This is a genomic window from Duganella vulcania (genome assembly GCF_009857655.1).
Classification (GTDB): domain Bacteria; phylum Pseudomonadota; class Gammaproteobacteria; order Burkholderiales; family Burkholderiaceae_D; genus Rugamonas; species Rugamonas vulcania.
This window is the reverse complement of sequence record NZ_WWCX01000087.1, coordinates 1-26,868: the sequence shown is the minus strand read 5'-3', so window position 1 is coordinate 26,868 and position 26,868 is coordinate 1. Positions and strand designations below refer to the sequence as shown.

At 65.9% G+C, this 26,868-nt stretch carries 23 protein-coding genes and 1 pseudogene; 4 read left to right on the top strand and 20 right to left on the bottom strand.

All coding sequences use genetic code 11. The features are described 5' to 3' along the window. The 11 genes and pseudogenes from GTP90_RS28430 to GTP90_RS28380 all read right to left on the bottom strand — a co-directional run. Positions 1-560 (bottom strand): annotated as a pseudogene (locus GTP90_RS28430) (nitric oxide reductase activation protein NorD); the annotation flags it as partial. Between the two features lie 56 nt (positions 561-616). Then, on the bottom strand, positions 617-1,414 hold the full coding sequence (locus tag GTP90_RS28425) for a CbbQ/NirQ/NorQ/GpvN family protein (protein ID WP_161086666.1): 798 nt from the start codon (positions 1,412-1,414) through the stop codon (positions 617-619). Next, the gene (locus GTP90_RS28420; RefSeq protein ID WP_161086665.1) at positions 1,411-2,748 is read right to left on the bottom strand and encodes a cbb3-type cytochrome c oxidase subunit I; all 1,338 of its coding nucleotides are present in this window, start codon (positions 2,746-2,748) and stop codon (positions 1,411-1,413) included. Before GTP90_RS28420 ends, GTP90_RS28425 begins: the two co-directional genes overlap by 4 nt. Before the next feature lie 52 nt (positions 2,749-2,800). Next, the gene (locus tag GTP90_RS28415) at positions 2,801-3,622 is read right to left on the bottom strand and encodes a c-type cytochrome (RefSeq protein ID WP_161086664.1); all 822 of its coding nucleotides are present in this window, start codon (positions 3,620-3,622) and stop codon (positions 2,801-2,803) included. Between the two features lie 98 nt (positions 3,623-3,720). Further along, complete coding sequence (locus tag GTP90_RS28410; RefSeq protein ID WP_161086663.1) at positions 3,721-6,915, bottom strand: efflux RND transporter permease subunit; 3,195 nt, start codon at positions 6,913-6,915, stop codon at positions 3,721-3,723. Further along, positions 6,912-8,195 carry an efflux RND transporter periplasmic adaptor subunit gene (locus GTP90_RS28405; protein WP_161086662.1) on the bottom strand — a complete coding sequence of 428 codons (1,284 nt, stop codon included), beginning with the start codon at positions 8,193-8,195 and terminating at the stop codon, positions 6,912-6,914. Before GTP90_RS28405 ends, GTP90_RS28410 begins: the two co-directional genes overlap by 4 nt. After that, positions 8,192-9,523, bottom strand: coding sequence for a TolC family protein (locus GTP90_RS28400; protein ID WP_161086661.1), 1,332 nt, complete (start codon positions 9,521-9,523; stop codon positions 8,192-8,194). Before GTP90_RS28400 ends, GTP90_RS28405 begins: the two co-directional genes overlap by 4 nt. 78 nt (positions 9,524-9,601) lie before the next feature. Then, on the bottom strand, positions 9,602-9,994 hold the full coding sequence (locus GTP90_RS28395) for a hypothetical protein (protein ID WP_161086660.1): 393 nt from the start codon (positions 9,992-9,994) through the stop codon (positions 9,602-9,604). 52 nt (positions 9,995-10,046) lie between these two features. Next, positions 10,047-10,382 (bottom strand): hypothetical protein, encoded by a 336-nt coding sequence (locus tag GTP90_RS28390; RefSeq protein WP_161086659.1) that lies wholly within the window; start codon positions 10,380-10,382, stop codon positions 10,047-10,049. After that, positions 10,373-13,573 (bottom strand): exonuclease/endonuclease/phosphatase family protein, encoded by a 3,201-nt coding sequence (locus tag GTP90_RS28385; protein ID WP_161086658.1) that lies wholly within the window; start codon positions 13,571-13,573, stop codon positions 10,373-10,375. Before GTP90_RS28385 ends, GTP90_RS28390 begins: the two co-directional genes overlap by 10 nt. A gap of 222 nt (positions 13,574-13,795) precedes the next feature. Continuing rightward, entirely contained in the window at positions 13,796-15,919 is a 2,124-nt protein-coding gene (locus GTP90_RS28380) for a TonB-dependent receptor plug domain-containing protein (RefSeq protein ID WP_254452093.1), read from the bottom strand. A 207-nt stretch (positions 15,920-16,126) separates the two neighbouring features. On the opposite strand from GTP90_RS28380, the gene GTP90_RS28375 reads away from it, so the two are divergent. Further along, positions 16,127-17,203 carry a sensor histidine kinase gene (locus GTP90_RS28375; protein ID WP_161086657.1) on the top strand — a complete coding sequence of 359 codons (1,077 nt, stop codon included), beginning with the start codon at positions 16,127-16,129 and terminating at the stop codon, positions 17,201-17,203. Between the two features lie 2 nt (positions 17,204-17,205). Next, a complete protein-coding gene (locus GTP90_RS28370; protein WP_161086656.1) occupies positions 17,206-17,973 on the top strand; it encodes a LytR/AlgR family response regulator transcription factor in 768 nt (255 codons plus the stop codon). Positions 17,974-18,017: 44 nt separating this feature from the next. On the opposite strand, the gene GTP90_RS28365 is transcribed toward GTP90_RS28370, so the two are convergent. From GTP90_RS28365 to GTP90_RS28335, 7 genes are read right to left on the bottom strand one after another with little or no spacing between them, the layout of a single operon-like run. After that, complete coding sequence (locus GTP90_RS28365) at positions 18,018-19,151, bottom strand: ABC transporter permease (protein WP_161086655.1); 1,134 nt, start codon at positions 19,149-19,151, stop codon at positions 18,018-18,020. A gap of 7 nt (positions 19,152-19,158) precedes the next feature. Next, the gene (locus GTP90_RS28360) at positions 19,159-20,295 is read right to left on the bottom strand and encodes an ABC transporter permease (RefSeq protein WP_161086654.1); all 1,137 of its coding nucleotides are present in this window, start codon (positions 20,293-20,295) and stop codon (positions 19,159-19,161) included. Continuing rightward, complete coding sequence (locus GTP90_RS28355) at positions 20,292-21,074, bottom strand: ABC transporter ATP-binding protein (RefSeq protein WP_161086653.1); 783 nt, start codon at positions 21,072-21,074, stop codon at positions 20,292-20,294. The genes GTP90_RS28360 and GTP90_RS28355 overlap by 4 nt, the downstream gene beginning before the upstream one ends. Continuing rightward, positions 21,071-22,024 (bottom strand): ABC transporter ATP-binding protein, encoded by a 954-nt coding sequence (locus GTP90_RS28350; protein WP_161086652.1) that lies wholly within the window; start codon positions 22,022-22,024, stop codon positions 21,071-21,073. Before GTP90_RS28350 ends, GTP90_RS28355 begins: the two co-directional genes overlap by 4 nt. Further along, the gene (locus GTP90_RS28345) at positions 22,021-23,025 is read right to left on the bottom strand and encodes an HlyD family secretion protein (protein WP_161086651.1); all 1,005 of its coding nucleotides are present in this window, start codon (positions 23,023-23,025) and stop codon (positions 22,021-22,023) included. The genes GTP90_RS28350 and GTP90_RS28345 overlap by 4 nt, the downstream gene beginning before the upstream one ends. Continuing rightward, positions 23,022-23,498, bottom strand: coding sequence for a pyridoxamine 5'-phosphate oxidase family protein (locus GTP90_RS28340; protein WP_161086650.1), 477 nt, complete (start codon positions 23,496-23,498; stop codon positions 23,022-23,024). Before GTP90_RS28340 ends, GTP90_RS28345 begins: the two co-directional genes overlap by 4 nt. A gap of 10 nt (positions 23,499-23,508) precedes the next feature. Beyond that, positions 23,509-24,348 carry a universal stress protein gene (locus GTP90_RS28335; RefSeq protein WP_161086649.1) on the bottom strand — a complete coding sequence of 280 codons (840 nt, stop codon included), beginning with the start codon at positions 24,346-24,348 and terminating at the stop codon, positions 23,509-23,511. A gap of 202 nt (positions 24,349-24,550) precedes the next feature. Between GTP90_RS28335 and GTP90_RS28330 the strand changes: the two genes are divergently transcribed. Continuing rightward, positions 24,551-24,751 (top strand): YgaP family membrane protein, encoded by a 201-nt coding sequence (locus GTP90_RS28330; RefSeq protein ID WP_175048268.1) that lies wholly within the window; start codon positions 24,551-24,553, stop codon positions 24,749-24,751. Positions 24,752-24,767: 16 nt separating this feature from the next. On the opposite strand, the gene GTP90_RS28325 is transcribed toward GTP90_RS28330, so the two are convergent. Then, positions 24,768-25,538, bottom strand: a complete 771-nt coding sequence (locus GTP90_RS28325; protein ID WP_161086648.1) for a polysaccharide deacetylase family protein — start codon at positions 25,536-25,538, stop codon at positions 24,768-24,770. 283 nt (positions 25,539-25,821) lie between these two features. Between GTP90_RS28325 and phbB the strand changes: the two genes are divergently transcribed. Next, positions 25,822-26,547: an acetoacetyl-CoA reductase gene (gene phbB, locus GTP90_RS28320; protein WP_161086647.1), complete on the top strand. Its 726-nt coding sequence runs from the start codon at positions 25,822-25,824 to the stop codon at positions 26,545-26,547. A gap of 213 nt (positions 26,548-26,760) precedes the next feature. Here phbB and GTP90_RS28315 read toward each other — a convergent pair. Further along, positions 26,761-26,868, bottom strand: a 108-nt coding sequence (locus GTP90_RS28315; protein ID WP_161083488.1) for an IS3 family transposase, incomplete at its 5' end; no start/stop codon positions are given.

The window sequence follows — 26,868 nt, the reverse complement described above, 5'->3', positions numbered from 1 at the left end:
GGCGCGGACGCATCGGCCAGCATGGCCCGCAGCGCTTGTTCCATCGGCCACAGCGGCGGAGCCAATGAGGCCAGGGCCGGCCGGGCGGCTAGGGCGCCCAGGCGGAAGTCGCGCAGCGTGCCGGCCAGTCCCGGCAGGAGCCGTTCCAGTTGCGCGTCGGCCGCGCGCGCCTCGAGCAGGTGATAGCAGGCCCGCACCCAGGCATTCTCCCGCCACGGGTAGTGCAAGGCGCTGCCGCGTGCGGCGCGCATGGCCTGCAGCAGCAGCATCAGGCGGTAGCGTGACAGCGCCGCTGTTTCCGTCGTGTCGACCACGATCGCGCGCGGCAGCCAGATGCCGCCGCCATCGGTGGCCGGCAGCGCACTGCTGGCTGGCGGTGCTTCGTGGCGGCGCAGGAGCTTGTCGAGGAAGGTGCGGGGCGGCGGCGGCTGCGAGGGATGCAGCGGGAAGACGCGGCCGAACACGGCATGCGCCAGCAGATCCAGGCGCGGCGCCACATCGCTCAATTCCAGCTGGCGCACCCCGGCGCGCGGCCGGTGGCGCCGCCAGTACGCTTGCATGAACGTGGTGGCGTGCAGCGCGGCATCGGTAATGACGTCTTCCGCCTCCGCCATGGCTAGTTGAAACTGGCGCCGACCAGGTCCCGCATGGCGCCCACCAGGGCCGGTTCGTCGGACAGCGGTGCGACGATCGCCGCGTAGCAAGCATCGGTGACCGGTATGCCGCCGGCGATCAGGCGGGCGGCGGCGATCAGCAGGCGCGTGCTGGGTACCTCGGCCAGGCCGCGGTCGCGCAGCTGGCGCAGCCGGTTTCCCAGCGTGACGAGCGCCACGGCCAGGTCGGGTTTCACCTGCCCCTCGTGCTCGACGATGGCGGCCTCGCGCTCGAACGGCGGAAAGTCGAAATCAAAGGCGACGAAGCGCTGGCGCGTGGACGGTTTCATATCCTTGAGCATGCGCTGGTAGCCGGGGTTGTAGGATACAACCAGCTGAAAACCCGGCGCCGCCGGCACGGTCTCTCCGGTTTTGTCGATGGGCAGCACGCGCCGATGGTCGCTCAGCGGGTGGAGCACAACCACCGTGTCCTGGCGCGCCTCCACCACCTCGTCGAGGTAGCAGATGGCGCCCTCGCGGACGGCGCGGGTCAAGGGGCCGTCGTGCCACGTGGTGCCCTCCGGGCCGATGAGGAAGCGGCCGACCAGGTCGGAGGTGCTGAGGTCATCGTGGCAAGATATGGTGACGAGCGGCCGCCCCAGGCGCCAGGCCATGTACTCGACAAACCGCGTCTTGCCGCAGCCGGTGGGCCCCTTGAGCATGACGGCGAGCTGGCGTTGGTGGCATTGCTCGAACAGGGCCACTTCGCCAGCGTTTTCCAGGTAGTAGGGCGGTGCGGCACCGGGATCGTCCCGCATCATGACGGCGCGCCCTGCACTTCACGCAAGCGCGGTACGAAGCGGAAGAAATCGATAATGAACAACGCCACGCCGACCGCGAACAGCGAGGCGGTCGCCAGCAGCATGACGAAGTGTATCTGTATCTTCAATTGCGTATCGAGGAAGCCCAGCCCCATGATGCGCTCCAGGTACACCTGGCCGATGCCGGCCGTGGCGAACGAGAGCGTCATGCCGAACATGCCGCCCAGTTGCAGCCAGAACGCCCAGTACCCCATCGCCGTGCCTTCCTCGGGGCGCTGCGTCAGGTTCGGCGCGGCGTAGCTGATCATGGCCAGCACGATCATCGCATACGCGCCGTAGAACGCCGCGTGGCCATGCATGGCCGTGATCAGGGTGCCGTGGGTCCATTTGTTCACGGCTGGGAAAGTGTGCGCCAGGCCCAGCAGGCCGGCGCCGAACAGGGTGAACACGGCGCTGCCCACGGTCCAGTGCAGCGCCAGCTTGTTGGGATGGGCCACGCCCGAGCGCTTGATGGCCGAATACGCATAGATGGCCATGCCGACCAGGGCCACGGGCTCGAGCGCGCTGAAGACGCCGCCGATCGGCAGCCAGTAGGCCGGCACCCCGACCCAGTAGTAATGGTGGGCGGTGCCGAGTACGCCGGCGATAAAGACCAGGCCGACAATCACGTACAGCCATTTCTCCATCACCTCGCGGTCGGCGCCCGAGAGGCGGATCAGCAGATAGGCCAGGAAGCCGCCCTGTATCATTTCCCACACGCCTTCGACCCACAGGTGTATCGTCCACCAGCGGTAGAAGATCGACACGGTGTAGTTTTCGTAGTGTAGCAGCGCCGGTAGGTAAAGGACGGCGGCCAGCCCCAGGCCGCACAGCAGCACGCCTTCGGTGGTGGTCAGGCGGCCGGACTTCTTGATGGTCATGCCTACGTTGTAGAGGAACATGAGCATGACGACGACGATCACCAGCTTGTGCGGCAGCGGCTGTTCCAGCAGCTTGTTGCCGGTTCCCCAGCGGAACAGGTAGCCGATGATCGCGGTCACGCCCATCAGCACCCACAGCACCAATTGGATGTAGGCCAGCCTGGTGCTGTGCAGTTCGGTCCGGGATTCGTCCGGCACCATCCAGTACGTCGCGCCCATGAAACCGCAGATCACCCAGACGATCAGCAGGTTGGTGTGGATCACCTTGGTGACGTCGAACGGCAGGATGTAGAGCAGGGGATCGGGGCCGATATACTTGGCCGCCGACAGCAAGCCGAAGACCAGTTGCAACCCGAACAGGGCCAAGGCGACGGCGAAGTACCAATAAGCGACGGACTGCGACTTATATCTCATAAAAAAACTCCGCAAAGGAATGAGGCAACGGCGCGTGGCTGGGCAACGGTGCTTATTTCAGCGACGATAGATAGGCGACCAGCTGGGTGATCTGTTCCTGTGACAAGCTCTTGCCGAAAGTGTCCGGCATGAAGGACTGGCCGTTGGCCGAGTACATGGCGCCGGGCACGATATGCGCACTGGGGGACGTGATGGACTCGCGGATATATCCTTCGACATCGGTGGCCTTGCCCTGGTAGCCGCCGCTGGCCAGCAGGGCGCTGGCGCGCCCGACCAGGCCAGCCAGCGAAGGACCGGCCAGGTTGACGCCGGGCGCGGTGGAGTGGCACGCGGTACACGCGGGCACCGCGCTGCGGAAGACGCGTTCCCCCAGGGCGATGGGATTGTCGCCGCTCGCCGCCGGCGGCGCCGCGGCGGCCGGCGCATCGGTGGCGGCGAAGGCGGCGCCGGTCACCAGGATGGGGCGCGGCGGCCAGCCCTGGTTGTCGACGTTCGACACCCAGTCGAGAAACGCGATCAATGCCGCAATGTCCGTATCGCTGATGTCCTGTTTCGGCATCAGGCGCCGGTGGCGCGTCTCGTCGTAGAATTTGGACGGGTCTTTCAGGTACGCGGTCAGGTAGGCGCTGCCGCGCAATTTGGTGATCTTGGTCAGGTCCGGCGCGTAATAGGCGCCCTCGCCGAAGAGGGTGTGGCAGTTGATGCAGTTATTGGCGTGCCACACATCCTTGCCCCGCATGACCTGGGGCGTATTCTTGTCGGCGTTGGTGAGGCGGGAAAACTGGCGGTGGCTGTCGAGGGTCAAGCCCAGGAAGGCCACCGTGGCAATCACGGTGGAACCCACCGCGAACAGGCGTGCCTGTCGTTTGTTCATGGCGCCGTCCTAGACCGAGATGGCAGGCCAGTACCGGCACGAGATGACCGCCGCGTACACGATCGCGGCGAACATCAGCAAAATGACCAGGTACGAGACTAATCTGAGGGGAGTAATCCATCCTTGCATAGTGCCTCCGGGCTGGGAACTGTGGCAACAATAGCATGATTTCGCAGGTTTCTACGCCGCATTAGAAAATATGCGGCGGGCACGACGTACATCGACAACAGCGGCGCGGTGATCATGCCACCGACCATCGGCGCGGCGATGCGCTGCATCACCTCGGAGCCGGTGCCCGAGCCGATCATGACCGGCACCAGGCCGGCGATGATCACGGCCACGGTCATCGCCTTCGGCCGCACGCGCAGCACGGCGCCCTCGCGGATGGCCTCCAGCAGGTCGGCCTCGCCGCCAGCGCCGCGCGCCAGCCGGGCGTCCCAGGCGTGCTTCAGGTACAGCAACATGATCACGCCGAATTCGGCCGACACGCCGGCCAGGGCGATGAAGCCGACCCCGCTCGCCACCGACAGATTGTGCCCCAGCGCCCACAGCAGCCAGATGCCGCCGGCCAGCGCGAACGGCAAGGTCGCCATGATCAGCGCCGCCTCGTCGAGGCGCTTGAAGGTCAGGTAAAGCAGCAGGAAGATGATCAGCAGCGTCATCGGCACCACGACCTTGAGCTTGGCGGTGGCGCGCTCCAGGTACTCGAACTGCCCGGACCAGGACACCGAATAGCCGGCCGGCAGCGTGACTTCGCTGGCGACCCGCTGCTGCATCTCGCGCACCGCGGCGCTCAGGTCGCGGCCGCGGATGTCGACATACACCCAGCCCGACAAGCGCGCGTTCTCGCTCTTGAGCATGGGCGGGCCGTCGACGATGCGGACCGCGGCCACGTCGCCCAGCCGGATCTGCGCGCCGCGCGCGGTCAGCATCGGCAGGTCGCGCAGCTTCTCGACCGAGTCGCGCACCTCGCGCGGATAGCGCACATTGATCGGGAAGCGCTGCAAGCCCTCGACCGTCTCGCCGATGTTGTCGCCGCCGATGGCGCTCGACACCAGGCTCTGGACGTCGGCGATGTTCAGGCCGTAGCGGGCCGCCGCGTCGCGGTCGATATGGATGTCGACATAGCGCCCGCCGTTGAGCCGCTCGGCGAGCGCGGACGAGACGCCCGGCACGCCCTTGACGACCCGCTCGATCTCGCCGGTGATGCGGTCGATCTCCCGCAGGCTGGCGCCGGCCACCTTCACGCCGACCGGGCTCTTGATGCCGGTGGCGAGCATGTCGATGCGGTTGCGGATCGGCGGCACCCAGATGTTGGACAGGCCCGGCACCTTGACGGTGCGGTCGAGCTCTTCGACCAGCTTGTCGGGCGTCATGCCGGGCCGCCACTGGTCGCGCGGCTTGAACTGGATGGTGGTCTCGAACATCTCCAGCGGCGCCGGATCGGTGGCGGACTCGGCCCGGCCGGCCTTGCCGAACACCGTCTGCACCTCCGGCACCGTCTTGATCAGGCGGTCTGTCTGCTGCAGCAGTTGCGCGACCTTGCCGGCGCCGATGCCGGGCAGGGCGGACGGCATGTACAGCAGGTCGCCCTCGTCCAGCGGCGGCATGAACTCGCCGCCCAGGCGCGCTATCGGCCAGGCGGTCGCCAGCGCGATCACGCCGGCCGCCACCAGCGTGGCCTTGGGCCGGCGCAGCACCGCCTCCAGCGACGGCCGGTAGAGCGCGATCAGCCAGCGGTTCAGCGGGTTCTTCTGTTCGTCCGGGATGCGGCCGCGTATCAGGTAGCCCATCAGCACCGGGATCAGGGTCACGGCCAGGCCGGCCGCGGCCGCCATCGCATAGGTCTTGGTGAACGCCAGCGGCGCGAACAGGCGGCCTTCCTGCGCCTCCAGCGTGAACACCGGGATGAAGGACAGCACGATGATCAGCAGCGAGAAGAACAGCGCCGGGCCGACCTCGGCCGCCGCGTCGCCGATCACGGTCCATTGTTCTTCGCCGGCCAGCTTGCGGCCGGGATGGGCGTGGTTCCAGGCCTCGATGTGCTTGTGGGCGTTCTCGATCATTACAACCGCCGCGTCGACCATGGCGCCGATGGCGATGGCGATGCCGCCCAGGGACATGATGTTGGCGTTCACGCCCTGGTAGGACATGACGATGTAGGCCATCAATATGCCCAGCGGCAGGGACACGATGGCCACCAGCGCGGAACGAAGATGGAACAGGAAGATCGCGCAAACCAGCGCGACGACGATGAATTCCTCGACCAGCTTGTGCCCGAGATTGTCGACCGCGCGCTTGATCAGGCTGGAACGGTCGTACACCGGGACCACCTCCACGCCGGCCGGCAGGCTCGCCTTGAGCTTGGCGAACTTGGCCTTGACCGCGTCGATGGTCTCCAGCGCGTTCTTCCCGGAGCGCATGACGATAACGCCGCCGGCCACTTCGCCTTCGCCGTTGAGGTCGGCGATACCGCGCCGCATCTCCGGCCCCAGCTCCACGCGCGCCACGTCGCCCAGGCGCACCGGGACGCCGGCCTCCGTGGCTGTCAGCGGAATCTTGCGGAAGTCGTCGAGCGACTGCAGGTAGCCCGATGCGCGCACGATGTATTCCGCCTCGCCCAGCTCCATCACGGAGCCGCCGGCCTCCTGGTTGGCCCGCTGCACCGCCTCGATCACCGCGCCATGCGGGATGGCGTAGGCGCGCAGCTTGTCGGGATCGAGCACGATCTGGTATTGCCGCACCATGCCGCCGATACTGGCCACCTCGGAGACGTTGGGCACCGTCTTGAGCTCGAACTTGAGGAACCAGTCCTGGTAGGCGCGCAGCTGCGACAAGTCGAGCTTGCCGCTGCGGTCGACCAGCGCGTATTCGTAGATCCAGCCCACGCCGGTCGCGTCCGGGCCCAACGCGGTCTTGGCCTGCGCCGGCAGGCGCGACTGCACCTGGTTCAGGTATTCGAGCACGCGCGACCTGGCCCAGTAGGGATCGGTGCCGTCCTCGAACAGGATGTAGACGAAGGAATCGCCGAAGAAGGAATAGCCGCGCACGGTCTTCGCGCCGGGCACCGACAGCATGGTGGTGGTCAGCGGATAGGTCACCTGGTTTTCCACGATCTGCGGCGCCTGGCCCGGATAGCTGGTGCGGATGATCACCTGCACGTCCGACAGGTCCGGGATGGCGTCGAGCGGCGTGCGCGCCAGCGACCACACGCCCCAGGCGGCGATGAAGACGGTCGCCAGCAGGACCAGGAAGCGGTTGACGATGGACCAGCGTATCAGTTTCGCGATCATTTCTTCGCTCCCATCGGCATGGCTTCGCCGCGGCCGTCGTCGCGGGGAAGTGGCATGGCCGGCGCATCGCCCATGCGGGTGGCCGTGCCCTTCAGGCTGGCCTCGGAGTCCAGCAGGAACTGGCCCGACAGGACGATCTTCTGCCCGGCCGCCAGGCCCTTGCGGATCTCGGTCATGCCATCGCCTTCGGCGCCCGGTTCGACATCGACCGGCTGGAACTTTCCGCCATCCTGGGCCAGCAGCACGACGCTGCGGGTGCCGGTCTGGATCACCGCCTCGGATGGAACCAGCAGCACGTCGGCCCCGCGGCTGGAGCCGAAGGTGACCGAGGCGTACATGCCGGGCACCAGCTGCCCACCCGGATTGGCCAGCTCGATCCTCGCCTTGAGGGTGCGGGTGGCCGCGCTCACTTCGGGCAGCACCGCGCCAACCTTGCCGCTGAAGACGCTGCCCGGCAGCGCCTGCGCGCGGGCCTCGGCTGCGTCGCCTGGCCGCACCCTGGCCGCCACGCTTTCGGGCACCTCGGCGTTGACCCACACGGTCGACAGGCCGTTGATGCGGAACAGCAGCGCGCCCGGCGCCACGGTCATGCCTTCGCGGGCGCCGAGCTCGGCGACGACACCACTGGCCGGCGCGGTCATCGTGATGCGCGGGTGAACCTTGCCGCTCGACTCGACCAGCTGGATCTGCGCGTCGCTCATGCCGACAAGGCGCATGCGCTGGCGTGCGCCATCAACCAGCGATGCGGTGTCGCCACCCTGCATGCGGCGGGCCGCCAGGTATTCTTCCTGCGCCGCGATCCAGTCGGGCACGTACAGCTCGGCCAGCGGCTGTCCCTTCCTCACCGGATCGAGGGGAGCGCGCACATACAGGCGCTCGATGAACCCGTTGCTGCGGGCCTGGACCAGCGCCACGTCGCGCTCGTTGTACGCGACGCTCCCGACCGCGGCCACGCCGGAGGGCAGCCTGCCGCGCATGACCAGCGCCGTCCGCACGCCCAGGTTCTGCTGGACGCGGGGGCTGATGGTGATGCTGCCGTCGTCGCCATCGGCGCCGCCATAGACCGGGACCAGTTGCATATCCATGAAGGGCGACTTGCCTGGCTTGTCGAACTTCTGTCCGGGAACCATCGGATCCTGCCAGTAGAGCGGTTTCCTGGCTGCGGCCGGCGCCGCCGGCATGGACTTCACGGCCTGGGACGCGCCCAACCGGTAGGCCCCGTATCCGCCTGCGGCAATGGCGAGCGCGACCGGCAGCGCAAGTATCTTCGTGTTCTTCATTTGGATTCCTGTTGACGGTTATTGCTTGCGTGGCCGGTGGCCGAGTCCTCGGGGACAAGGAAATTCAGCTGCGCCCAAAGCCGCGCTGTGTCGAGCTCAAGCTGCAACGCCTGAAGACGGGTTTCTATTTCGTTGCGTCTTGCCGCCAGCACCTCGGCCAGCGTTGCCTTGCCACCCCGGTAGGCAGCCAGCACGACCTCGCTGCGTTCGCTGGCCAGCGGCAGCGTGTCGCGCGTGTAGCGGGACAGCCGCTCCTTGCCGCTCTGCCATTCGACGATCTGAGTGCGGACCTCGGCCTCGTGGCCGCGCAGCATTTCATCGCGCTCGGCCTTGGCTTGTTCCACCAGCGCGAGCTTGCCGGCCAGCTCGCGGTCCTGGCGGTGCTTCCTGTCCCATTGCAGCGGCACCGATATGCCGATCGACACCATGTTCGAATAGGCCGCGCCGCGCTGCTGGAACGCGACCTCCACGCTCCAGTCGCTGCGCTGGTTCGCCTGGGCCAGATTGGCGTCGGCCTGTGCGATGTCCTGTTGCCGGGTCAACACCGCAACCTGCGGGTGGTGGGCGAGGAGGGCGCCCGGCTCGGCGGCGTCCATGCGGATGGTGCCGATATCGGGCTTGCCGGCCACCGCAGCCTCCGCGCCGGTCCACCTGGCCAGCACCGTCCGGGCGACGCTTAGACGGCGCGCGATTTCGCTGCCGCGGTCATCAAGGGCGAGCAGGGCGGAGCGGCCCGCCAGGATGTCGGCCTGGCTGCCGCGTCCGCCACGGTAGGCTGCCTCGGCCGCTTCGATTTCCTGGCGTGCCAGCGTGGTCTGCTTGGTGATGGCGCCGGCCATCTGGTCGGTATAGAAAACCTCCAGCCAGGAGATCGCGGTGTCGCGCTGGATCGCGGCGGTGGCGGCTTGCTTCTCGGCCTGGGCCTTGTCCGCTTCACGCTCGAGGCGCGCGGAACGCCAGCGCAGCTTGTCGGCGCGCGTCAATTCCTGCGACACGCCGATGCGGCGCATGGTCATGAAGTCGCTGCCGATGGTCAGCCGGTCGGAACCGTTGACGGGCAGGTTGTCGATGCCCACCTTGAGGACGGGGTCGGGCAACTGGGCGGCCGCGATCGCCATCTCGTGCGCGGCGTCGGCGGCGTGGTCCTGCGCGCTCAGCTGGCGCGAGCGGGCGACCGCAAGTTGTTGGGCCTGGCCCAGTGTGAGCTGCTGCGCCTGCGCCAGCGCGGGGTAAGCGGCCAGCAGAAGCGCGAATGCGATTTTGATCTGCGACAGTTTGCGCAAACTGCCGGCCGGCGCATGACGATGCGCGAAACACGGGGATGACATGGTACCTCCAGAAAGCGATAGACAACATCGCGCGCGCCGGGTTCGGCGATGCGATGACGGACTAGGCGATCTGGTGGATCAAATGCGGAAGCAGCAGTTGCGGATGGCGACAGGCGGGGCGGTCGTGCGCGTCAGGGCCACAGGACGGTAGGACGCGGCGTCCGGCAGCAGGACGGCGTCGACCAGTTGCAGTTCCAGTATCAGCGCGCTCGGCACGAATGGCGGCACGTCGGACGCGGAGTTGTCGAGCGACTGTTTGGCGGGCTCGCCGTTGGCATGCAGATGGCACAGCTGGGGCTGCGCGGCATCCATGTCCTGGCAGTCGGGCATGTCGACCATGGCCACCGGACCATCCTGGCTTCCCGCCGGCACACCAGGGCAGACGTACGACGCCACAGCAAGCTGCATGTACAGCATGCTGAAAAGCGCGACGATGGCCGTCAGGAGGCGTGTGAAACGGGTGGTCTTCATCGGGGAAGCTTGGTCGATAACCCGGATAGCGTAGGCTGGAACAGATGGGCTGTCAAGTCGTCGACGCGCGCAGTTCGTCGGCGCGCGCGTCGACGACGGCCAGCCGCTCCTCCTCCGTGAGGCCAAGCTCGCCGATCCAGTCGCGCACGCATGGGTGCTCGTAATACGCGGCGCCGAGCACGAAGATCCGGCGCACGAATTCACGGATTCCGTCCGGCGTGCGGAATCCGCGCGCGATGGCGGCCTCGATCCCGGCGAGCACGACAGGCCGGGGATCGCCGCCGCCCGGCACATGCGGGGCCTCGGCAACCAGCGCGTCGACGAAGGCGTCGGCCCGCTTCGTCGCGAGTGCCGCGAGCCGCTGTGAGTCGATGCGGATCATCGCCATGGGTCGCCATAGTACTTGACAAGCAGGCCGATCCAGTACTGCTCGACGATCTGCAGCAGGGTCTTCGCTGTGCACAGACGATGAAGCGTGTATCGTGCCCGCACGGTGTCGACCAAAAGGACCATCTCCTTTTTGAGCATGATGTCGTCCCGGCAGCGCGGCTGGATGTTGAGCATGGCCTCCATGATCCTGGCCTCGTTCCAGGGTGCGTCCGTGCTCACCGCTTTGCCCTGGAGGCATCGGCGCTTGCCCTCCAGGTTCGAGCGGTCGGACGATGCGAGCGGGAACAGCCCGAGACTCCCGGCGAGGTTGCATTCGTTGGCCGGATCGACCTGGGAAAACACTTCGGCTATCGTGTAGCGCTTCTCTTGGATGCCTAGCAACACCAGGATGCCGGTCAGGTAGGTCGAGTTGTCCTTGTTCGCCTCCACGCCGAACATCGTCACCAGCAGGGCGGCGAGCGCCTGGCGGTACGCGGCATCCCCGGTTTTACATAGGCCGGTCTGCAGGAATCCGAGTGCGAGTTTGGCAAACTCGACCGGGTCTCTGCGGGCGAATTCTCGCGCGATCCTGGGGTAGCTCCAGTCGTTCTTGTCGTTGCCCTCGTCTTCGGCCACATCCAGGATGTCGCTGTCATCGTCGTCTACGGTGTCCACAACCGGCTGGGCCGCCGTCGAGTTCCTCTTGGCCTTGGCCTTGGCAAAGAGAATTCGTGGATGCTTGCGGGCGGCAAGCGTATTGCGGACCGAGCAGAGCTCCCGGTCGATCTGGATGCGGTCGCGACCGATGAGGATGCATGGATTTTTCCAAAAGTACTCGGTGTCCTGCGCGATCGCGAACGCACTGCTGCGGCTCTTCACATGGAGCAAGTGGCCGGCCATGATTGTCCAAGCGTTGCCGCCGCAGATCCAGAGCGGCGAATTATTGAGCATCCATGCGGCGAACTGGCTGTTGTTCGCGTCGAGGAACTGTCGGCACACCCGCGCGGCGGCCTGCACGAGCTGATAGCCGGTGAGGCACCCATCCGAGGTCGTCAACGATGTCTGTTCGTCGCAGGTGCCGCAACAGTTCGCGAAATTCGGGCAGGGGGTTTGCCTGCGAGCGCTTGTACAGTACTCGATGGGCAAGAACGCGGACAGGTCCAGCAGCGCCGGAAAGCGGGGCCGCACCGGCTGAACCACCGGGCGCCATTCAGGCTTGACCATGTCGATCTCGACGATGACGGGAAGGTGGTCGCTCAGCACGTTCGCGAGTGCGAGGTAGACGTTGATCTCGAACAGGCGTTGTTTCTGGTCTTCGGGAATGTGCTCGACGGCGTTTCTCGTGGCTCTGTTTGCCCAGATGTGGTCCTTGTTAAAGAAATCCGCGATCGGATCCTCCTCCAAAGCCGACGCCTCCGCCTCACGGCGGATGAGCTCGATGTGCGGATGGCTGTTGTTCATGTCCACGAAGCGCTTGAACGACGTGACCAGCGCCGCCGCGAGCACCCTGGGTTCCTCAAGAAAGTCACGGAGGAACTCGTCATCGATGGGCCCGTAGTCACGCTCCACAAGGTCTTCATCGTCGCCGCTCTCGTCGACAGATGAGTTTGGGGTCCCGATTTCGATGTCGTCGGGGTTTATACTGGCATAATTCTCGCCGAAGTTCGACCTGAGGTTCTCATGCTGCGAGGCCTCGCTAGAGGCGAGCTCGAGCAATCGGGCCCACAGTTGCCGCGGCATGCCGGAAGGTAGCGGCTCGGGCGGTTTCTCGTCGATCTCCAGCCTGTCGCGTACGTCCTCGGGCATCACTGCGCCGAGGAGATTTATCACTTGGGGCTTGATGTCGCCCCACGCGTAACCCTCGGGCGTCCGCACCAGCACCTGGTCGAAGTTCGAGTAGACGAAGTTCTCGAGTGTGAGCTCCTTGTCATAGTATGTCGCACCCCGCTGCCGCGTGCAGGCCATGTGGACCGACATGCGCAGCGTTGTACGAAAATCGTCCGAATAGCCAAGATTGGAGAGCATGTCGGCGCTGGTGAGCGGTTCGAATGCCGCCTCGGCCGCCGCGAGCACCTCCTCTTCATCGGTGGGCAGATCGGGACCGGCCAGCGCCTCGGCCTGTGCCAGCCACTCTGCGGCGTCCACCACTTCCTGCTCGAGCTGTTCGCGACGTTTGCAGAACGCTATGGCGTCGCCCCGTCGTGGGTCCAGGTCGGATTGCGCCAACAGTTTGCGGGTCTCGTGACGCTGCTCATCCGCCTTCACCATCCTGGCCTGACGCCTCTTGCCCTTGCTTTTCTGCGCCGCCTCGTACTCTGCGTTCCACATCCGCAGGTCCAGCAGCTGTTGCACGATCTCTGCGGTCGGATCCTGCCCCTGCAGGGCATTGGCGAGCGCTTGCCTGTGTTCTTCCAGGGTATTCAGCGTATCCAGGTAGGTTTGATAGGCGCGGTTGTATCGGTCGATGTCGCGCGCGGCATCCTCCCTCGACTTGATATCCATGCCGCCGTGGACTTGAACCTCGCGACGGCGGACATGGTTTGCGGCCTCCTCGTCGAGGTTGAAGTCCGCGCAGAGTATCGTGTACGGAAACTTGTCCGGCTTGGCGAAGACCGGCAGGTTCCCGAGCGCCTTGATCGCGTGGCAGGCGACAACGTAGTCCTTGTCCGCGACCGAAGGCGCGTGGAAGATGATCACGCGGAACTCGGGATACAGCGCGAAGTGCGAGCATGTGCGCTGGGGGCGGAATATGGCTTGCGCGGGTCGCCGGGTCTTGACGGTCGAAGTCGGATCGACCTGGCGCTTGCCCGACGCGTCCCTGGAGTAGCCGAACTCGTCGCCGACCAGTTCGAAGCTGGCCAGCTCGAAAAGCTGCTCGTTGTAGACGACGGCGTAGGTCTCCAGCCCATTGCGTCCGCCGGCGCCGGTGTAGGTGCCGGGGAAACGCAAGCGCCACGGCGTGTCCGATAGCTCCTTCATTTTCTCGACGATGCTGACGGCGTGCTTGGGGCCGAAGCCCTCCATCACCTCCATGAGACAGATGACATCGGCGTTCATGCGCAGCATGATGGCGGCCAGCAGCGTCGTGACGGCGGGCTCCTGGTGGAGAAACTGCTTGCCGAGTGTCTTGATGTTCCACGAAGCGACGCGCAGTGGATTCGCTTTGTCGACGTTGTTGCGGCAGTTTTCGCACGCGCAGACCGGACACATGGGTTCACCGCAGACGCCGCACGGCTCCATGACCGCGCTTGGATGCGCGCTGCAAGTCATCGCGGGGATCTGGTCGAGCCCGCAGACACCGCTGCGTTGATGTCAGCGACGGAATTCATTGTGAACACCACCTCACTTGGTTTTTTTGCATTATGAATTTTCCCTCGTGATGGGTCAAGCCCGGTGGCCCTGGCATCCGGGCGGACCAGGCAGGCATCGGCTTTATCGCTGCATCTCGTACTGGATACGAACAACGGGGCGCTGCGTACCGGCGGAAAGGCGCGTGCTCGCATATAGCCCGTCATTGTATCGTTGGCCGGAGTGCCGCGTGGACTGCAGCAAATTGGCCAGCGTCAGGCGTAGCCGGCCGCCGGCGGCCGGCCAGGATGCATACGCTTCCAGTTCACGAACGACGCCGGTCTCCTGCACCAGCGACTGCGATGTGCGGGCGCGCCATCCGCCGACTAAACGAAAATTCGTGCCGGCGGTGACGCCTCGCGGCATCTGCATATCGAGCCCGACGTTGGCCGTCAGCGGCGCCTGGTTGCCGAGGCGGTTGTCGGGGCCGGCGAGGCCCTCGACGCGCGACCAGTTCCGGCTCAGGTTGGCGCGCAGTTCGGCCGTGGTGCCGCCGGCCGCCGAAGGCTTGAACGGCACGCGCGCGTCGACTTCAATGCCGTGGACATTGGCCACGCCGCCGTTGGCCGGGCTGCTGACCCAGACCCCATCCTCTTGCCACAGCCTGAGCTGCACGACATCCTGGATGCGCCGCGCGTACGCGGACACGCTGACCATGGCATCCCGCGCAAAATATGACTCCAGCGCCGCGTCCAATCCCCAAGCCAGCTCGGGGCGCAGCGATGGATTGCCCTGGTAGTCCGGCTGCGTCGGTCCGTTGTCGTTGTTGACGGTGTAGCGCCGCGGTACCAGGTCGCGCGGCTGCGGCGCCTTGTAGGTGCGTGCCAGCGCCACGCGCAACTGGTCGCGCGTACTATCGGGCAGCTTCCACACCACCTGAACCACCGGACTCCACACCCGCGACGCGGTCGCGGCGTCGCCTGGCCCCCAGGTGCGGGTATCCAAGCCTTCCCAGCGCAGTCCGAGATACGCCTGCAGGCGCGGGGTGACGCTCCACTCGTCCTGCGCGAACAGCGCCAGTTGTTCCACGCTGGCGTTGTAGTCCTGGTCCAGCCGGTACAGGGGAGGGCTGCCGGGCCCCGACGGCCCGGTGTCGCGCTGATGGCGGCCCTCTTCGCGCCGCACGTCGGAAGCGTCCCAGCCGATCGCGATGTCGTGACCGGCCATCAACGGCGCCAGGTATTTGCCGCTGGTGGTGGCGCGGCGCTCATCGGCCCGCGAGTCCACTGCGCGGTTCAGCCATGGGGTGCCTTGCGGGTCGATGCCGTGGAACAGGTAGTCGCCGTCGCGGTGATTCGCCTCGATCCCGGCTTTCAGCGTCAGCTTGCCGGTGTCGAAGCGCTGCATCCAGCTCAGGTCGGACTTGACCAGCCAGTTCTTGAACACCCCGCGCCAGTTGGACTCCGGGGACGCGGTGGACGCGCCCAGCAGTGTCGTCTCGGACTGCACCCCGCGCGCATCGACCTGCGACAAGTCCACCAGGCCTTGCCAGGTCAGCGAATTGCCGCCGTCAAGCTTGACGTCCGCGCGCGGCGCGGCGCTGAGGCGGCGGGTATGGTTACGGTCGTCGTCCGCCAGCCGGCGCAGCGAGGTGGCGCCGGCATCGGTGGTGCGCTCGTCGGTACCGGTCTGTTGCCTGCTGCGCGACTCGCTGGCGGTGGCGGTGACGCCGTAGCCGACCGCGCCGCTGCGCTCCGTCCACTGGACCGTCGCCGTGGGGCTGGTCTCGCCCGCCTGACGGTCCGCGCTCAGCTTGGCGGTGCGCCGGGGCGCGCCGGCGGCCTTGCGCAACAGGATGTTGATCGATCCAGCCACCGATTGTGCGCTGGCATCCACTTGCGCGCTGCGCTGGATCTCGACGCGCTCGATCAGCTCCGGCGACAGGGTGGCGATGTCGAAGTTGGCCGGCGCCGGCTGGCCGTCAATCAAAATCTGGGTGTAGCCGCCGCCGAGGCCTCGCATGCGGATTTCGGTGCCGACGATGCTGATGCCCGGTTGACGCTTCAGCGCGTCCGCCAAGGTGGTTTCGCCGTAGCGCTGCAGGTCGTCGCGGCCAACCACGATGCGGCCGACGGCGTCGTCGCGGCGCAACTGGCCGCTGCCCGGTCCCCGCACCTCAACTTGCTGCAACGGGGGCGTGTCGTCGCTGGCGGCGGCGGCAAAGCTCAGGACGAGAAGGGGAACTGGCCGCAATATGGAAAGACGCATGATGGTAGTGACGGAAGTTGAAGAGCCGCCAGCGTAGCCGACGCTGTGCGGTCGCTCTAGCGGCGTGTGACGAGTGCCTGCGCCTGTGGGACGAAGTGGCAGGCCTTGGCCCCGAACCCGGACGAAGAGTGACGAAGCCCGGTTTTTTGGGGAGGAACCGGCAATTCGGACTGCTATACTCCGCCACAAATATTGATATCGCTGCCTATGTCCGCAAAATCACGCGCGTTTTTGACGAATTTCGGCCTCTGGACGCTGCTGTGCGCAGTGGCCGGGGTGAGCACGTACGGCGACGCGGCGCATGACCGCGATGTCCGCAGCTACTGGATGATGACGCTGGGGTGGTGGTGCGGCTATGCGGTGATGATGGTGCAAAGCTACGCGCTTTACCTGATCTACCAACGCCACCCTCGCTGGCTCGGCAACCGGCGCCTCATCGTGCGCGGCTATCTGTTGTACATGACGTTGTGCTGGCCGGTGGCCATGCTCGGCTTAGCCTTCCGGCGCTGCTTCAAGTTCGACCTGGCGCCCACGCTGGCCAACGCCTGGCACTACTGGATTTCAATGGATAAATTCGAGTGGTTTGTGGTGTTTATCCTGTTGACCCTGGCATTTGGTGTAGTGGTGGCCGGCTTGCTGTGGCAGCAGCGGCAGCAGCAAACCCGCGAGCTGGCCACCATGCGCTTGTCGCTGGAGCGGCAGCGGCTGGCTGCGCTGCGCGGGCAGCTGGAACCGCATTTCATCTTTAATACGCTCAGTGCAATCGGCGCCATGGTGAGGACCGACGACAAGCCTGTCGCCCTGGACGGGCTGTCGCGCTTAGGCGATCTGCTGCAGTATGCGCTGTTGAGCAGTGAGCGCGACTGGGTCAGCCTGAAGCAGGAGCTGCAGTTCGTGCTGGATTATCTGGAATTGCAGCATCTGCGTTTTGGCGCCCGGCTGCGCGTCAGCATCGAGGGGGAGCATGTGCTGGATGAGGAAGTGGAGTGTCCGCCCATGCTGTTGCAACCGCTGGTCGAGAACGCCTTGCGGCATGATCTTGAATGTCACGGCGGCAGCAGCGATATCAGCGTCAAGTTCGCGCGCGAAGGCGAGTTCTTGCTGGTCAGTGTCAGCAATCCGATCTCCGATCACGTGGCGCCGACTGCGGGACTGGGGATCGGCCTGCGGGGAATCCGGGCCCGGCTGCTGCTGGCCTACGGCAACCTGGCTGCGCTGGATATCGCGCGGATCGATGGGCGGTTTGTGGCCGGACTGCGACTCCCATGGCAGGTGATGGACTGAGCATGACTTTTAAAATTCTGATTGTGGACGACGAGGCGCACGCGCGCACCAATTTACGGCTGGCGCTTGCGCCGCTGGCCGAATGGGAGGTGGCGGGCGAATGCCCAAGCGCGGCCAGTGCCCGCGACTTTCTGCAAGCGAACGAAGTGGACCTGATACTGCTGGATGTGCAGATGCCGCAAGAGTCCGGGCTGGAAATGGCGCGTTCCCTGAGCCAGCGGGAATTGCCGCCGCTGATCGTATTCGCGACCGCGCACCGCGGGCATGCCCTGGATGCCTTCGATGTCCATGCCCTGGACTATATCGTCAAGCCCGTCAGTGAGCCGCGCCTGCATCAAGCGATTGCCCGCGCCCAGGTGTTGCTGGAACAACGCGCCACATACGCCCGTGCCTTGCGCCAGTTTACCGATCCCGCGCCAGGGTTCTGGAGTGAATTGATCGTCAGGTCGGTAGGGCGGATGGACCGGGTCGCCTTGAAGGACGTGCGCTGGATCGAGACCGCCGGTAATTATGTTGAACTGCATCTCGCGCACCATACCTTGATGCACCGTACCACGCTCACTGAGCTGGTCAAATACCTGGATCCCGACGAATTCCTGCGCATCCATCGCCGCATACTGGTCAGGCGCGACCAGGTACTCGGATTGCGCCAGATACAGGAGCGAACCGACGTGGTGGCGTTGCGCTGCGGTCATCAGCTTCCCATCAGTGAAAGCTACTGGGCTGCGGTCAAGTCCGCGTTGAGCGGCAGGAACGTTGCGCCGCCTTGACCTGCGAGCCGTGCGCATACACCGGTGTGCGGCGCGCGGTTCGCCTAATCGACCGATTTGCGAAAGCGCAGCACGGCAATGAGCAGCAGGCCGCCGCCCAACGCCAGCAGGCTGGCCATCTGCGGCCACAGCACATCCAGCCCCACTCCCTTGATATACGTGCCGCGCACGATCACCAGGAAGTAGCGCAACGGATCGAGCCAGGTCAGGTACTGCAGCGCCTCGGGCATGCTGCTGATCGGGAAGCTGAAACCGGACAGGATGAACATCGGATTCAGGACGAAGAAGTTGGAGGCGAAGGCTTGCTGCTGGGTCTTGCACAGGGTGGAAATCAGCAGGCCGATGGCCAGGGCGCTCAGCAGGAACAGGCTGGTCCCGAGCAGCAGCACCAGCGGATTGCCCTTGAACGGGACGCCGAACCACAACGTACCCAGCACCGCGATCAGCGTCACCTGTACCAGCCCGATGAGGAAGAATGGCAGGCATTTGCCGATGATGAATTCGAACGGACGGATCGGCGTCACCAGCAGCTGCTCCAGCGTGCCCACCTCGCGCTCGCGCACGATGGCGAAGGCGGTCAGGTTGACGATGGTGATCAGGGTCAGGGTGCCGATCACGCCGGGCACGAAGAACCAGCGGCTGTTCAGGTTGGGGTTGTACCAATAGCGCTCCACCATCTCGGCGCCGGCCAGCGGCCGCCCTTGCAGCTTGCCGCTGCGCTGGCCCAGGTCGAGCGCCACCGACTGGCCGAAGGCCCCCGCGATCTGGCCCACATAGCCCAGCGCGATCAGGGCGGTGTTGGAATTGGTGCCGTCGACCAGCACCTGCAGCGGCGCGGTCTGACCCTTGTCCAGCAATGCCGAAAAGCCGGGCGGCACCACCACGGCGATCTGCGCCCGGTTGCCTTCGATGATGTCGCGCGCGTCGTCCTGGCGGCTGGCGACGGCGGTGACCTTGAAGCGCCCGCTGCTGGTGAAGGCGCTGACCAGCGCGCGGCTGGCCTGGCTGTGATCCAGGTCCAGCACCGCCGTCGAGATATTGAAGATCTCGAAGGTGGCGGCGTAACCGAACAGCAGCATCTGGATCAGCGGCGGGATCAGCAGGCGGAAGCGGGCCGATTTGTCGCGCCGCAGTTCGCGGAATTCCTTGATCAGCAGTTCGAGTATGCGACGCAGCATGATGGTCTCAATCCAGCGTTTTGCGGAAGGCGCGCGCGGCCAGCCAGACGATGACCGCCGCGTACAGCAGCAGGCAGGCGATCGGCGCCGCCAGCTCGGCGGCGCTGGACCCCTTGAGGAAGGTGGCCTTGAGGATCTGCACGTAGTAGCGCGCGCTGACCAGGTAGGTCACGCCGCGCACCGCCAGCGGCATCTGCTCGATGGGGAAGGTGAAGCCGGACAGCAGGGTGGTGGGCAGCATGGTCAGGATCAGCGCCACCTGGCTGGCGCCGACCTGGCCGCGGATCGCCACCGAGACATAGTAGCCCATGCACAGCACCACCACCAGGGACAGGCTGGTGGTCACGAACAGGGTGGACAGCGCGCCTCGGAACGGCACCTCGAACCAGAACACGGCCAGCACCAGGCAGATCGCGGCGTCGGCCATGCCGACCACGAAGTAGGGCAGCAGCTTGCCGATCATCAGTTCCATCGGCCGCACCGGGGTCGAGATCAGGAGCTCCATGGTGCCGCGCTCCCATTCGCGGGCGATGGTGAGTGCCGTCAGCTGGGCGCCGACGATGGCCATCACCAGCGCCACGATGCCGGGCACGATGTAGTTGCGGCTGACCAGATCCTCGTTGTACCAGACCCGCGCCTCGCTGCCCACCGGCGTGGTGGTCTGCAGGTGGCCGCCGCGCTGCTGCACGGAGCGCAGCTGGATGTCGGCCGAATAGCCGGAGATGACGGCGCGCGCGTAGTTGGCGGCGATGTTGGCGGTGTTGGAGTCGGTGCCGTCCACCAGCACCTGCAGCGGCGCTTTGCCGCTGCCGTTGACGGTCTTGGAGAAATCCGGCGGGATGACCAAGGCGATGCGGCAGCCGCCATCGTCCAGGCTGCGCGTGACCTGCGCGTAGTTCGCCGCCACCCGGGCCACTTCGAAATAGGGCGAGGCGGTGAAGCGCTTGACGATGGCCTGCGATGGCTGGCTGGCCTCGCGGTCCAGCACGCACAACGGGATGTGCTTGATGTCGAGGCTGATGCCATAGCCCAGCATGAACATCTGCATCACCGGGATCAGCAGGGCGATCATCAGGCTGCGCGGGTCGCGCACGATCTGCAGCGCTTCCTTGACGGCGATGGCGCGGATGCGGCGCAGCCTCATGGCGCGCTCCCGGCGGCGCTGGCTTGCACCAGGCGTACGAAGCTGTCTTCCAGCGTGGGCTCCGCAGCGCGCGCGGCGTCGGCCTGGTCCGCCATCGCCAGCTGCTTCAGTTCGCGCGGCGTGCCCAGCGCGATCAGGCGGCCGCGGTTGATCAGCGCGATGCGGTTGCAGTATTCCGCCTCGTCCATGTAGTGGGTCGAGACCAGGACGCTGACGCCTTCGCCGCCCAGGGTCTGGATCAGGTCCCAGAAGCGGCGGCGCGAGACCGGGTCGACGCCGGAGGTCGGCTCGTCCAGGAACAGGATGCGCGGCCGGTGCAGGATGGCCGCGCCCAGCGCCAGGCGCTGTTTCCAGCCGCCGGCCAGGGTGCGCACCAGCGTGGCCTCGCGCCCGTCCAGGCCCGCCATCTCCACCGCGAAGCGCACCCGCTCCGCCATCTGCTGGCGCGGCACGCCGTACACGCCGCCGAAGAAGCGCAGGTTCTCCACCACGCTCATGTCGTTGTACAGCGAGAAGCGCTGCGACATGTAGCCGATGCGCGCGCGCACCGCTTCCGGATCGCGCGCGACGTCGATGCCGGCCACCAGGGCGCGTCCGGCGCCCGGGCGCAGCAGGCCGCACAGGATGCGGATCAGGGTGGACTTGCCGGCGCCATTGGGGCCCAGGAAGCCCATCACCTCGCCCGGCGCCACGCTGAAGCCGACGCCGTCGAGCGCGGTGAACGCGCCGAAGCGCTTGCCCAGGCCCTCCACCACGATCTGGGGCGCGGCGCCGTTCATGCGGCCGTCCGCTCGCTGGATGCGGCCAGCGCGGCGACAAACAGGTCTTCCACCGTGGGCGGCACCTCCCGGATGCGCTCGACCGGCACGCCGGCGTCGCGCAGCCTTTGCCCGAGTTGGGGCACGCGCCCGTGCTGGTCCAGATGGATGTGGGCGCCGATGCCGACCACCAGCACGCCCAGTACGCCGGGCAGGCCCGCCAAGGTGTCGCGCACGGCGCGCGGCTGCGGCGACAGCACCTCCACGATCAGGCCCGGCATGCGCGCCTTGAGGGCGGCCGGGGTGTCGCTCATCAGGACCGCGCCTTCATTCATCAGCGCCAGCCGGTCGCAGCGCTCGGCCTCGTCCAGGTAGGCGGTGGCGATCAGGATGGCCACGCCCTCAGCGCGCAGGCCGTACAGCAGCTGCCAGAATTCGCGCCGCGAGACCGGATCGACGCCGGTGGTGGGTTCGTCCAGCAGCAGGATGCGCGGGGTGTGCACCAGCGAGCAGGTCAGCCCGACCTTCTGCTTCATGCCGCCGGACAGCTTGCCCACCAGCCTGCCGCGGAACTCGGTCAGGCCGCAGGCGGCCAGCATCTGGTCGGCGCGCGCGCGCCAGGTGCGGCGCTCGACCTCGAACAGGTCGGCGTAAAAACGGATGTTCTCGTCGACGGTAAGGTCCTCGTACAGGCCGAAGCGCTGCGGCATGTAGCTCAGGTGGCGCTTGGCGCGCTCCGGATCGGCGCCGACGTCGACGCCATCGATCACGATGCTGCCGCCGTCGGGACGCAGCACGCCGGCCAGCATGCGCACCACGGTGGTCTTGCCGGCGCCGTCGGGGCCCACCAGACCGAAGATCTCGCCCGCACGCACGTCGAGCGCCAGCCGGTTCACCACCGTGCTGGCGCCGAAGCGCTTGCACAGGCCGCTGACCTGGATCAGGCCGGTGGGGACGGGGGCGGGATTCATGGCCGGCCGGCTGCCGCCAGCTCGATGCGGGCGTCGGCCGGCATGCCGGGCAGCAGTTCGTGGGCTGGATTGTCCAGGTCGATCTTCAGGCGGTATACCAGGGTGACGCGCTCGGCGTGGGTTTCCACGCTCTTCGGCGTGAACTCGGCCTTGGCGGCGATGAAGGAAACGCGGCCCTGGTAGTGCTTGCCTGGCCGGCTGTCGGTGGTGACCGAGACGGCCTGGCCCAGCTTGACCTTGCCCAGGTCGGTCTCGTTGGCGTAGGCGCGCAGCCACACGTGTTGCAGGTCGGCGATGGTGACTACCGGCGTGCCGGGCACCGCGACTTCGCCCAACTCGGCCTGGCGCACCGTGATCACGCCGTCGAACGGCGCCTGCAGCACGGTGTAGCCGCGCACGATGCGCGCCAGTTGCGCCACTTCCTCGCCGCTGCGGACGCCGGCCTGGGCGGTCTTGACATTGTGCGCCGCCACCGCGCGCAAGGCGTGGTCGCGCGCCAGCGCTGCCTGCGCCACTTGCAGCGCGGTGTTGCTCTGGTCCAGCGCGGACGGCGAGACAAAGCCTTGCCGCGCCAGGTCCTGGGCGCGGCGCTGGTCGAGCCGTCGCTGCGCCAGTTCGGTTTCGTCGAGGACGATGATCTTGTCGGCCGCCGCCAGGTTCTGGCGCGCGGTGTCGGCCTGTTGCTGCTGCAGCGCGCGGTTGGCGTCGGCGATGGCGATCTGCTGCTGGTAGTCGGCATCGTCCAGCACCGCCAGCGTGGCGCCCTTGGCCACCCACTGGCCTTCGTTGAACGGCAGCGCCACGATGCGCGACTGCACGGTCTTGAACCCGAGGACGCTTTCGTGGGCTTCGATATTGCCGGACAAGGTCAGCGCGTCCGCCGCGCCCGCCGTACGACCGCCGATGCCGGCGTAGTGCCAGGCCAGGCCGGAGGCGGCTGCCGTCAACAGAACCGCCAGCACGATCAAGCGCCACTTCCTGCCCGGCGGAGCGGTGCTCATGGCGTTACCCGGTAGAGGTCGGTGTGGCCGAAGCCGCGTGTGTAATCCAGCACCGAGATCACTTCCGGTTCGATGCGCAGCAGCGCCATATTGCCGGCCCAGGGCTGGGGACCGGGCTCGCGCATCATTTGGCGCAGCTGTGGGAAGCGGCCAGTCATCAGGGCGGCGGCATGCTGAATCTCGGCATCGCCGTTCACCACGGTGGCGTGTCCGGACAGCGACAGGCCGCGGATATGCTGCCAGTCCGTGTAGGGCAGGGTGATCGCCAGCGATACCTTGTCGTTATGGCAGATGTTGCGCATCTTCTGGCTGTCCAGGCCGACCCCGATGTAGATGGTCAGGCCGTCGTGCGCAAAGCTGACCGTGGTGGCCTGGGGATAGCCGTCCGGGCGGATGGTGGCCAGCGTCAGGTCAGGCTGTCCGGCCATGATCGCCAGCACGTCGGCGCGGGCCGCTGCGCTCAGGGTTTCCATGGCGCCTCCGTCAGTGCGCCATCAGGACCGGCAGCGTCATCGAGCGCATGATGTCGCGCGTGGCGCCGCCCAGGATGATTTCACGCAGCCGCGAATGTCCGTAGCATCCCATCACCAGCAGATCCGCCTGGATGTCGCTGGCCAGCGAGAGCAGGGCCTCGCCCACCGGTTCCCGGGTCTGGCGCTGCACCACTTCCACCTGGACGCCGTGGCGGGCCAGGAAGGTCGCCATGTCGGCGCCGGGCAGTTCGCCGTGGGCGCCCCAGGTCTCCTCGCCATTGAACACGGCCAGCGTGACTTGGCGGGCTCGTTTGAGCAGGGGCAGGGCGGCATGGATGGCGCGCGCCGCTTCCGGGCTGCCGTTCCAGGCCAGCAGCGGATGCCGCCCCATCTCGCCGGGGCCGCCGGCGTAGGGTACCACCAGCACCGGCATGCCACAGTGGAGTATCACATACTGCAGCGCGCTGTCCGGCATATAGGGGGTCTGCTCCGGTGCGCCAGCCTGGCGCAGCACCAGCAGGTCGGCATAGCGGGCTTGCATCAGCAGCTCCAGATCGGGCAAGCCGTCAATGCGGCGGGTTTCAAACGAGCCGACGCCCAGGTGCTCGACGCGCTTGGCAAAGGCGGCCAGGCTGGCGTCGGCGCGGGTGGTCAGCGTGGTCAGGTCGGCAGGCAATACCACCACGCCGGGCGCGGCGGTATTGCACTGGTAGATCATCTGGTCTACCCCGCTCATGGAGACGCCGACCAGGTGGGCTTGTTCCGTAATGGCGATCTGGGCTGCGAGCGTGGCGCACGACGATGTAGCATCGGCGGCATCGGCCTGCACCAGGATGGTCTTGTAGCACATGGCGGTTTCCTTATCGAGGATAGGTAGTGCGTACCATCGTAAGGATCTGGCGCAAGGATTTGTATGATCCAAATCAAAATCCCTACGAGTTTGAAGCTTAACCGGCGGGCGGGGACAATTTGATTTGGGACAAATACTTTTCAAATCGCGCTATGCATACTGGACTTGCTTAGAGCTAAATCAACCCGTCAAGGAGAACATCATGGCTATCGGAAGCAATGTCGGCACGGTGGACCGTGCACTGCGCCTGGCGCTGGGGATCGGACTGATCGCCGCCACGCTGCTGGGTTATATCGGGGTCTGGGGCTGGATCGGCGTCGTCCCTTTATTGACGGCGCTCTTCAGCTTCTGTCCGCTGTACCGCGTGTTCTCGTTCTCGTCGGTGGACAGCCACATGGAATAGGCGGGAATTGGCGCGCTCAGGGCGCGCATTGCGGTCCATGGGCCAGCCGGGCCAGCATCCCCTTGACACCGACCGCGTCGACGATCAGATGGCGCGGCAGTGCGAAGGAGGAATCGGTGCTGGTGGCGTTGCGGTTGCCCAATGCGAAGGCGGAGCTGTAGCCAGCCTCATGGGCTTGCGCTTCCAGTTCTGCATCGACAATGCCGAATGGCCAGGCCAGGTAGCGTGCTTCGACATGCAACTGTTGGCGCAGCAGATCGCGCGGACGGGTGAGTTGCATCGTGACGAAACGCTGGTAGTCGGCGGCGCTCAGCCGCGCGCGTTCGTGGCGGAAGTTCGGATGCCACTGGGTATGCGAGCCGATCTCGATATTGCCGCCGGCTTGCATGGTGCGTAACTGCTCCCAGTCCAGGGCATAGCTGGCGCGGCCGATGGCACTCGGATAAATGAACAGGGTTAGCGGGAGGTTTTCCCGTTGGGCCAAGGGATAGAGCTCGCTGTACACGGAGCGGTGGCCGTCATCGACCGTGATGGCCACCAGATTGCCGGCGCGCTGCTGCCGGATGGCCAGCGCCGCCACCAGGTCGGACAGCGGCACGATGCGGTAGCCGTGGGCGCGCAGTTGCGCGATCTGGGCCGCGAAGACAGCGGTGGTCGTGGTCATGCTGTCCGCCGCGGTGGGGCCGAAGTGGTGATACACCAGGATACTGCAAGTGCCGGCGCTGCTGAACAGCGGCCAGAATAACGCCAGCCACCGGATCGCGCGCCACACTCGTTGCATCATCATCATTTTCCTCCGCCTATTGTCCGTCGTGTTCATGTCCGTCTCCTGGTCTGGATTTGCTTCAGTATTCGCCGGCGCGGCGAGTGTGGCAATGACGGAAACCTGCCTTGCCGCGTAGAGGTTTCATGACATTTTCATGGATGGGCCAAGTTGCGCCCCATATTGATACAGATCATAGATTGCGCGACAACTGCGGCGCTAAGATGAGTATGTCTGATTGGACTCAAGGAGAGTGGTTATGCAAGCTACAAGCACATTGAATGGCGGAGCCGATTGTGGAGGCAATATGCAACGAATCGCACTTGTTACCGGCGGCACGCGCGGCATCGGCGCCGCCATCGCACGCCGACTGGCCGACAGCGGTTACCAGGTGGCCGCCGTTTATCACGGCAATGAAGCGGCCGCGACGGCTTTCCAGAGCGAGACCGGAATCAGGATCTACCGCTGGGACGTGGCTGATTATGAGGCCTGCGCGGCCGGCGTTGCCGCTGTCACGCGCGATCTGGGCGGCACGGTGGATATCCTGGTCAACAACGCCGGCATCACGCGCGACACCATGCTGCACAAGATGTCTCCACAGCAGTGGAACGAGGTGATCGCCAGCGACCTGGGTTCCTGCTTCAACATGTGCCGCGCCGTGATCGGACCGATGCGCGAAAAGGGCTTCGGGCGCATCGTCGGGATTTCTTCGGTCAACGGCCAGCGCGGCCAGCTGGGGCAGACCAACTACGCAGCGGCCAAGGCGGGCATGCTGGGCTTTACCAAGGCGCTGGCGCTGGAGTCGGCGGCCAAGGGCATCACGGTGAACGCGGTGGCGCCGGGTTATATCGCGACGGATATGGTGGCCGCCGTGCCGGACGAAGTGTTGAAGAAGATCGTGGCCCAGATCCCGGTCGGGCGGCTGGGCCAGCCGGAGGAGGTGGCGCGACTGGTGCGGTTCCTGGTGGGCGACGAGGCCGGGTACATCACCGGCGCCACCTTCAGCGCCAACGGCGGACAGTACATGGCGTAGCGCCTACACGTTCGGGAGCCTGAGCGCTCTAACCTAAAAGTGCTGACAGAGCAAAGCTTTAGGCTCGCAGTAAAGACACCGACTACTTGTTTGGTTGGCGCCACATTTAGGTAAAACGTTGATGGTCTTCATGATCTCCGTAGGCATCAAATTACCTAATCCTGCATACGCGGTGAACGTCTGCAATTGATTACCTGAATCGCCACGAGTCTGCTAGACACCCGCGAGCCGTTCAAAATGCCTTCGCTCATACTCTGCTGGCGAAAGCCTGTCATTAAATCCGTGACGGCGCTTCGGATTGTAGAACATCTCGATGTAGTC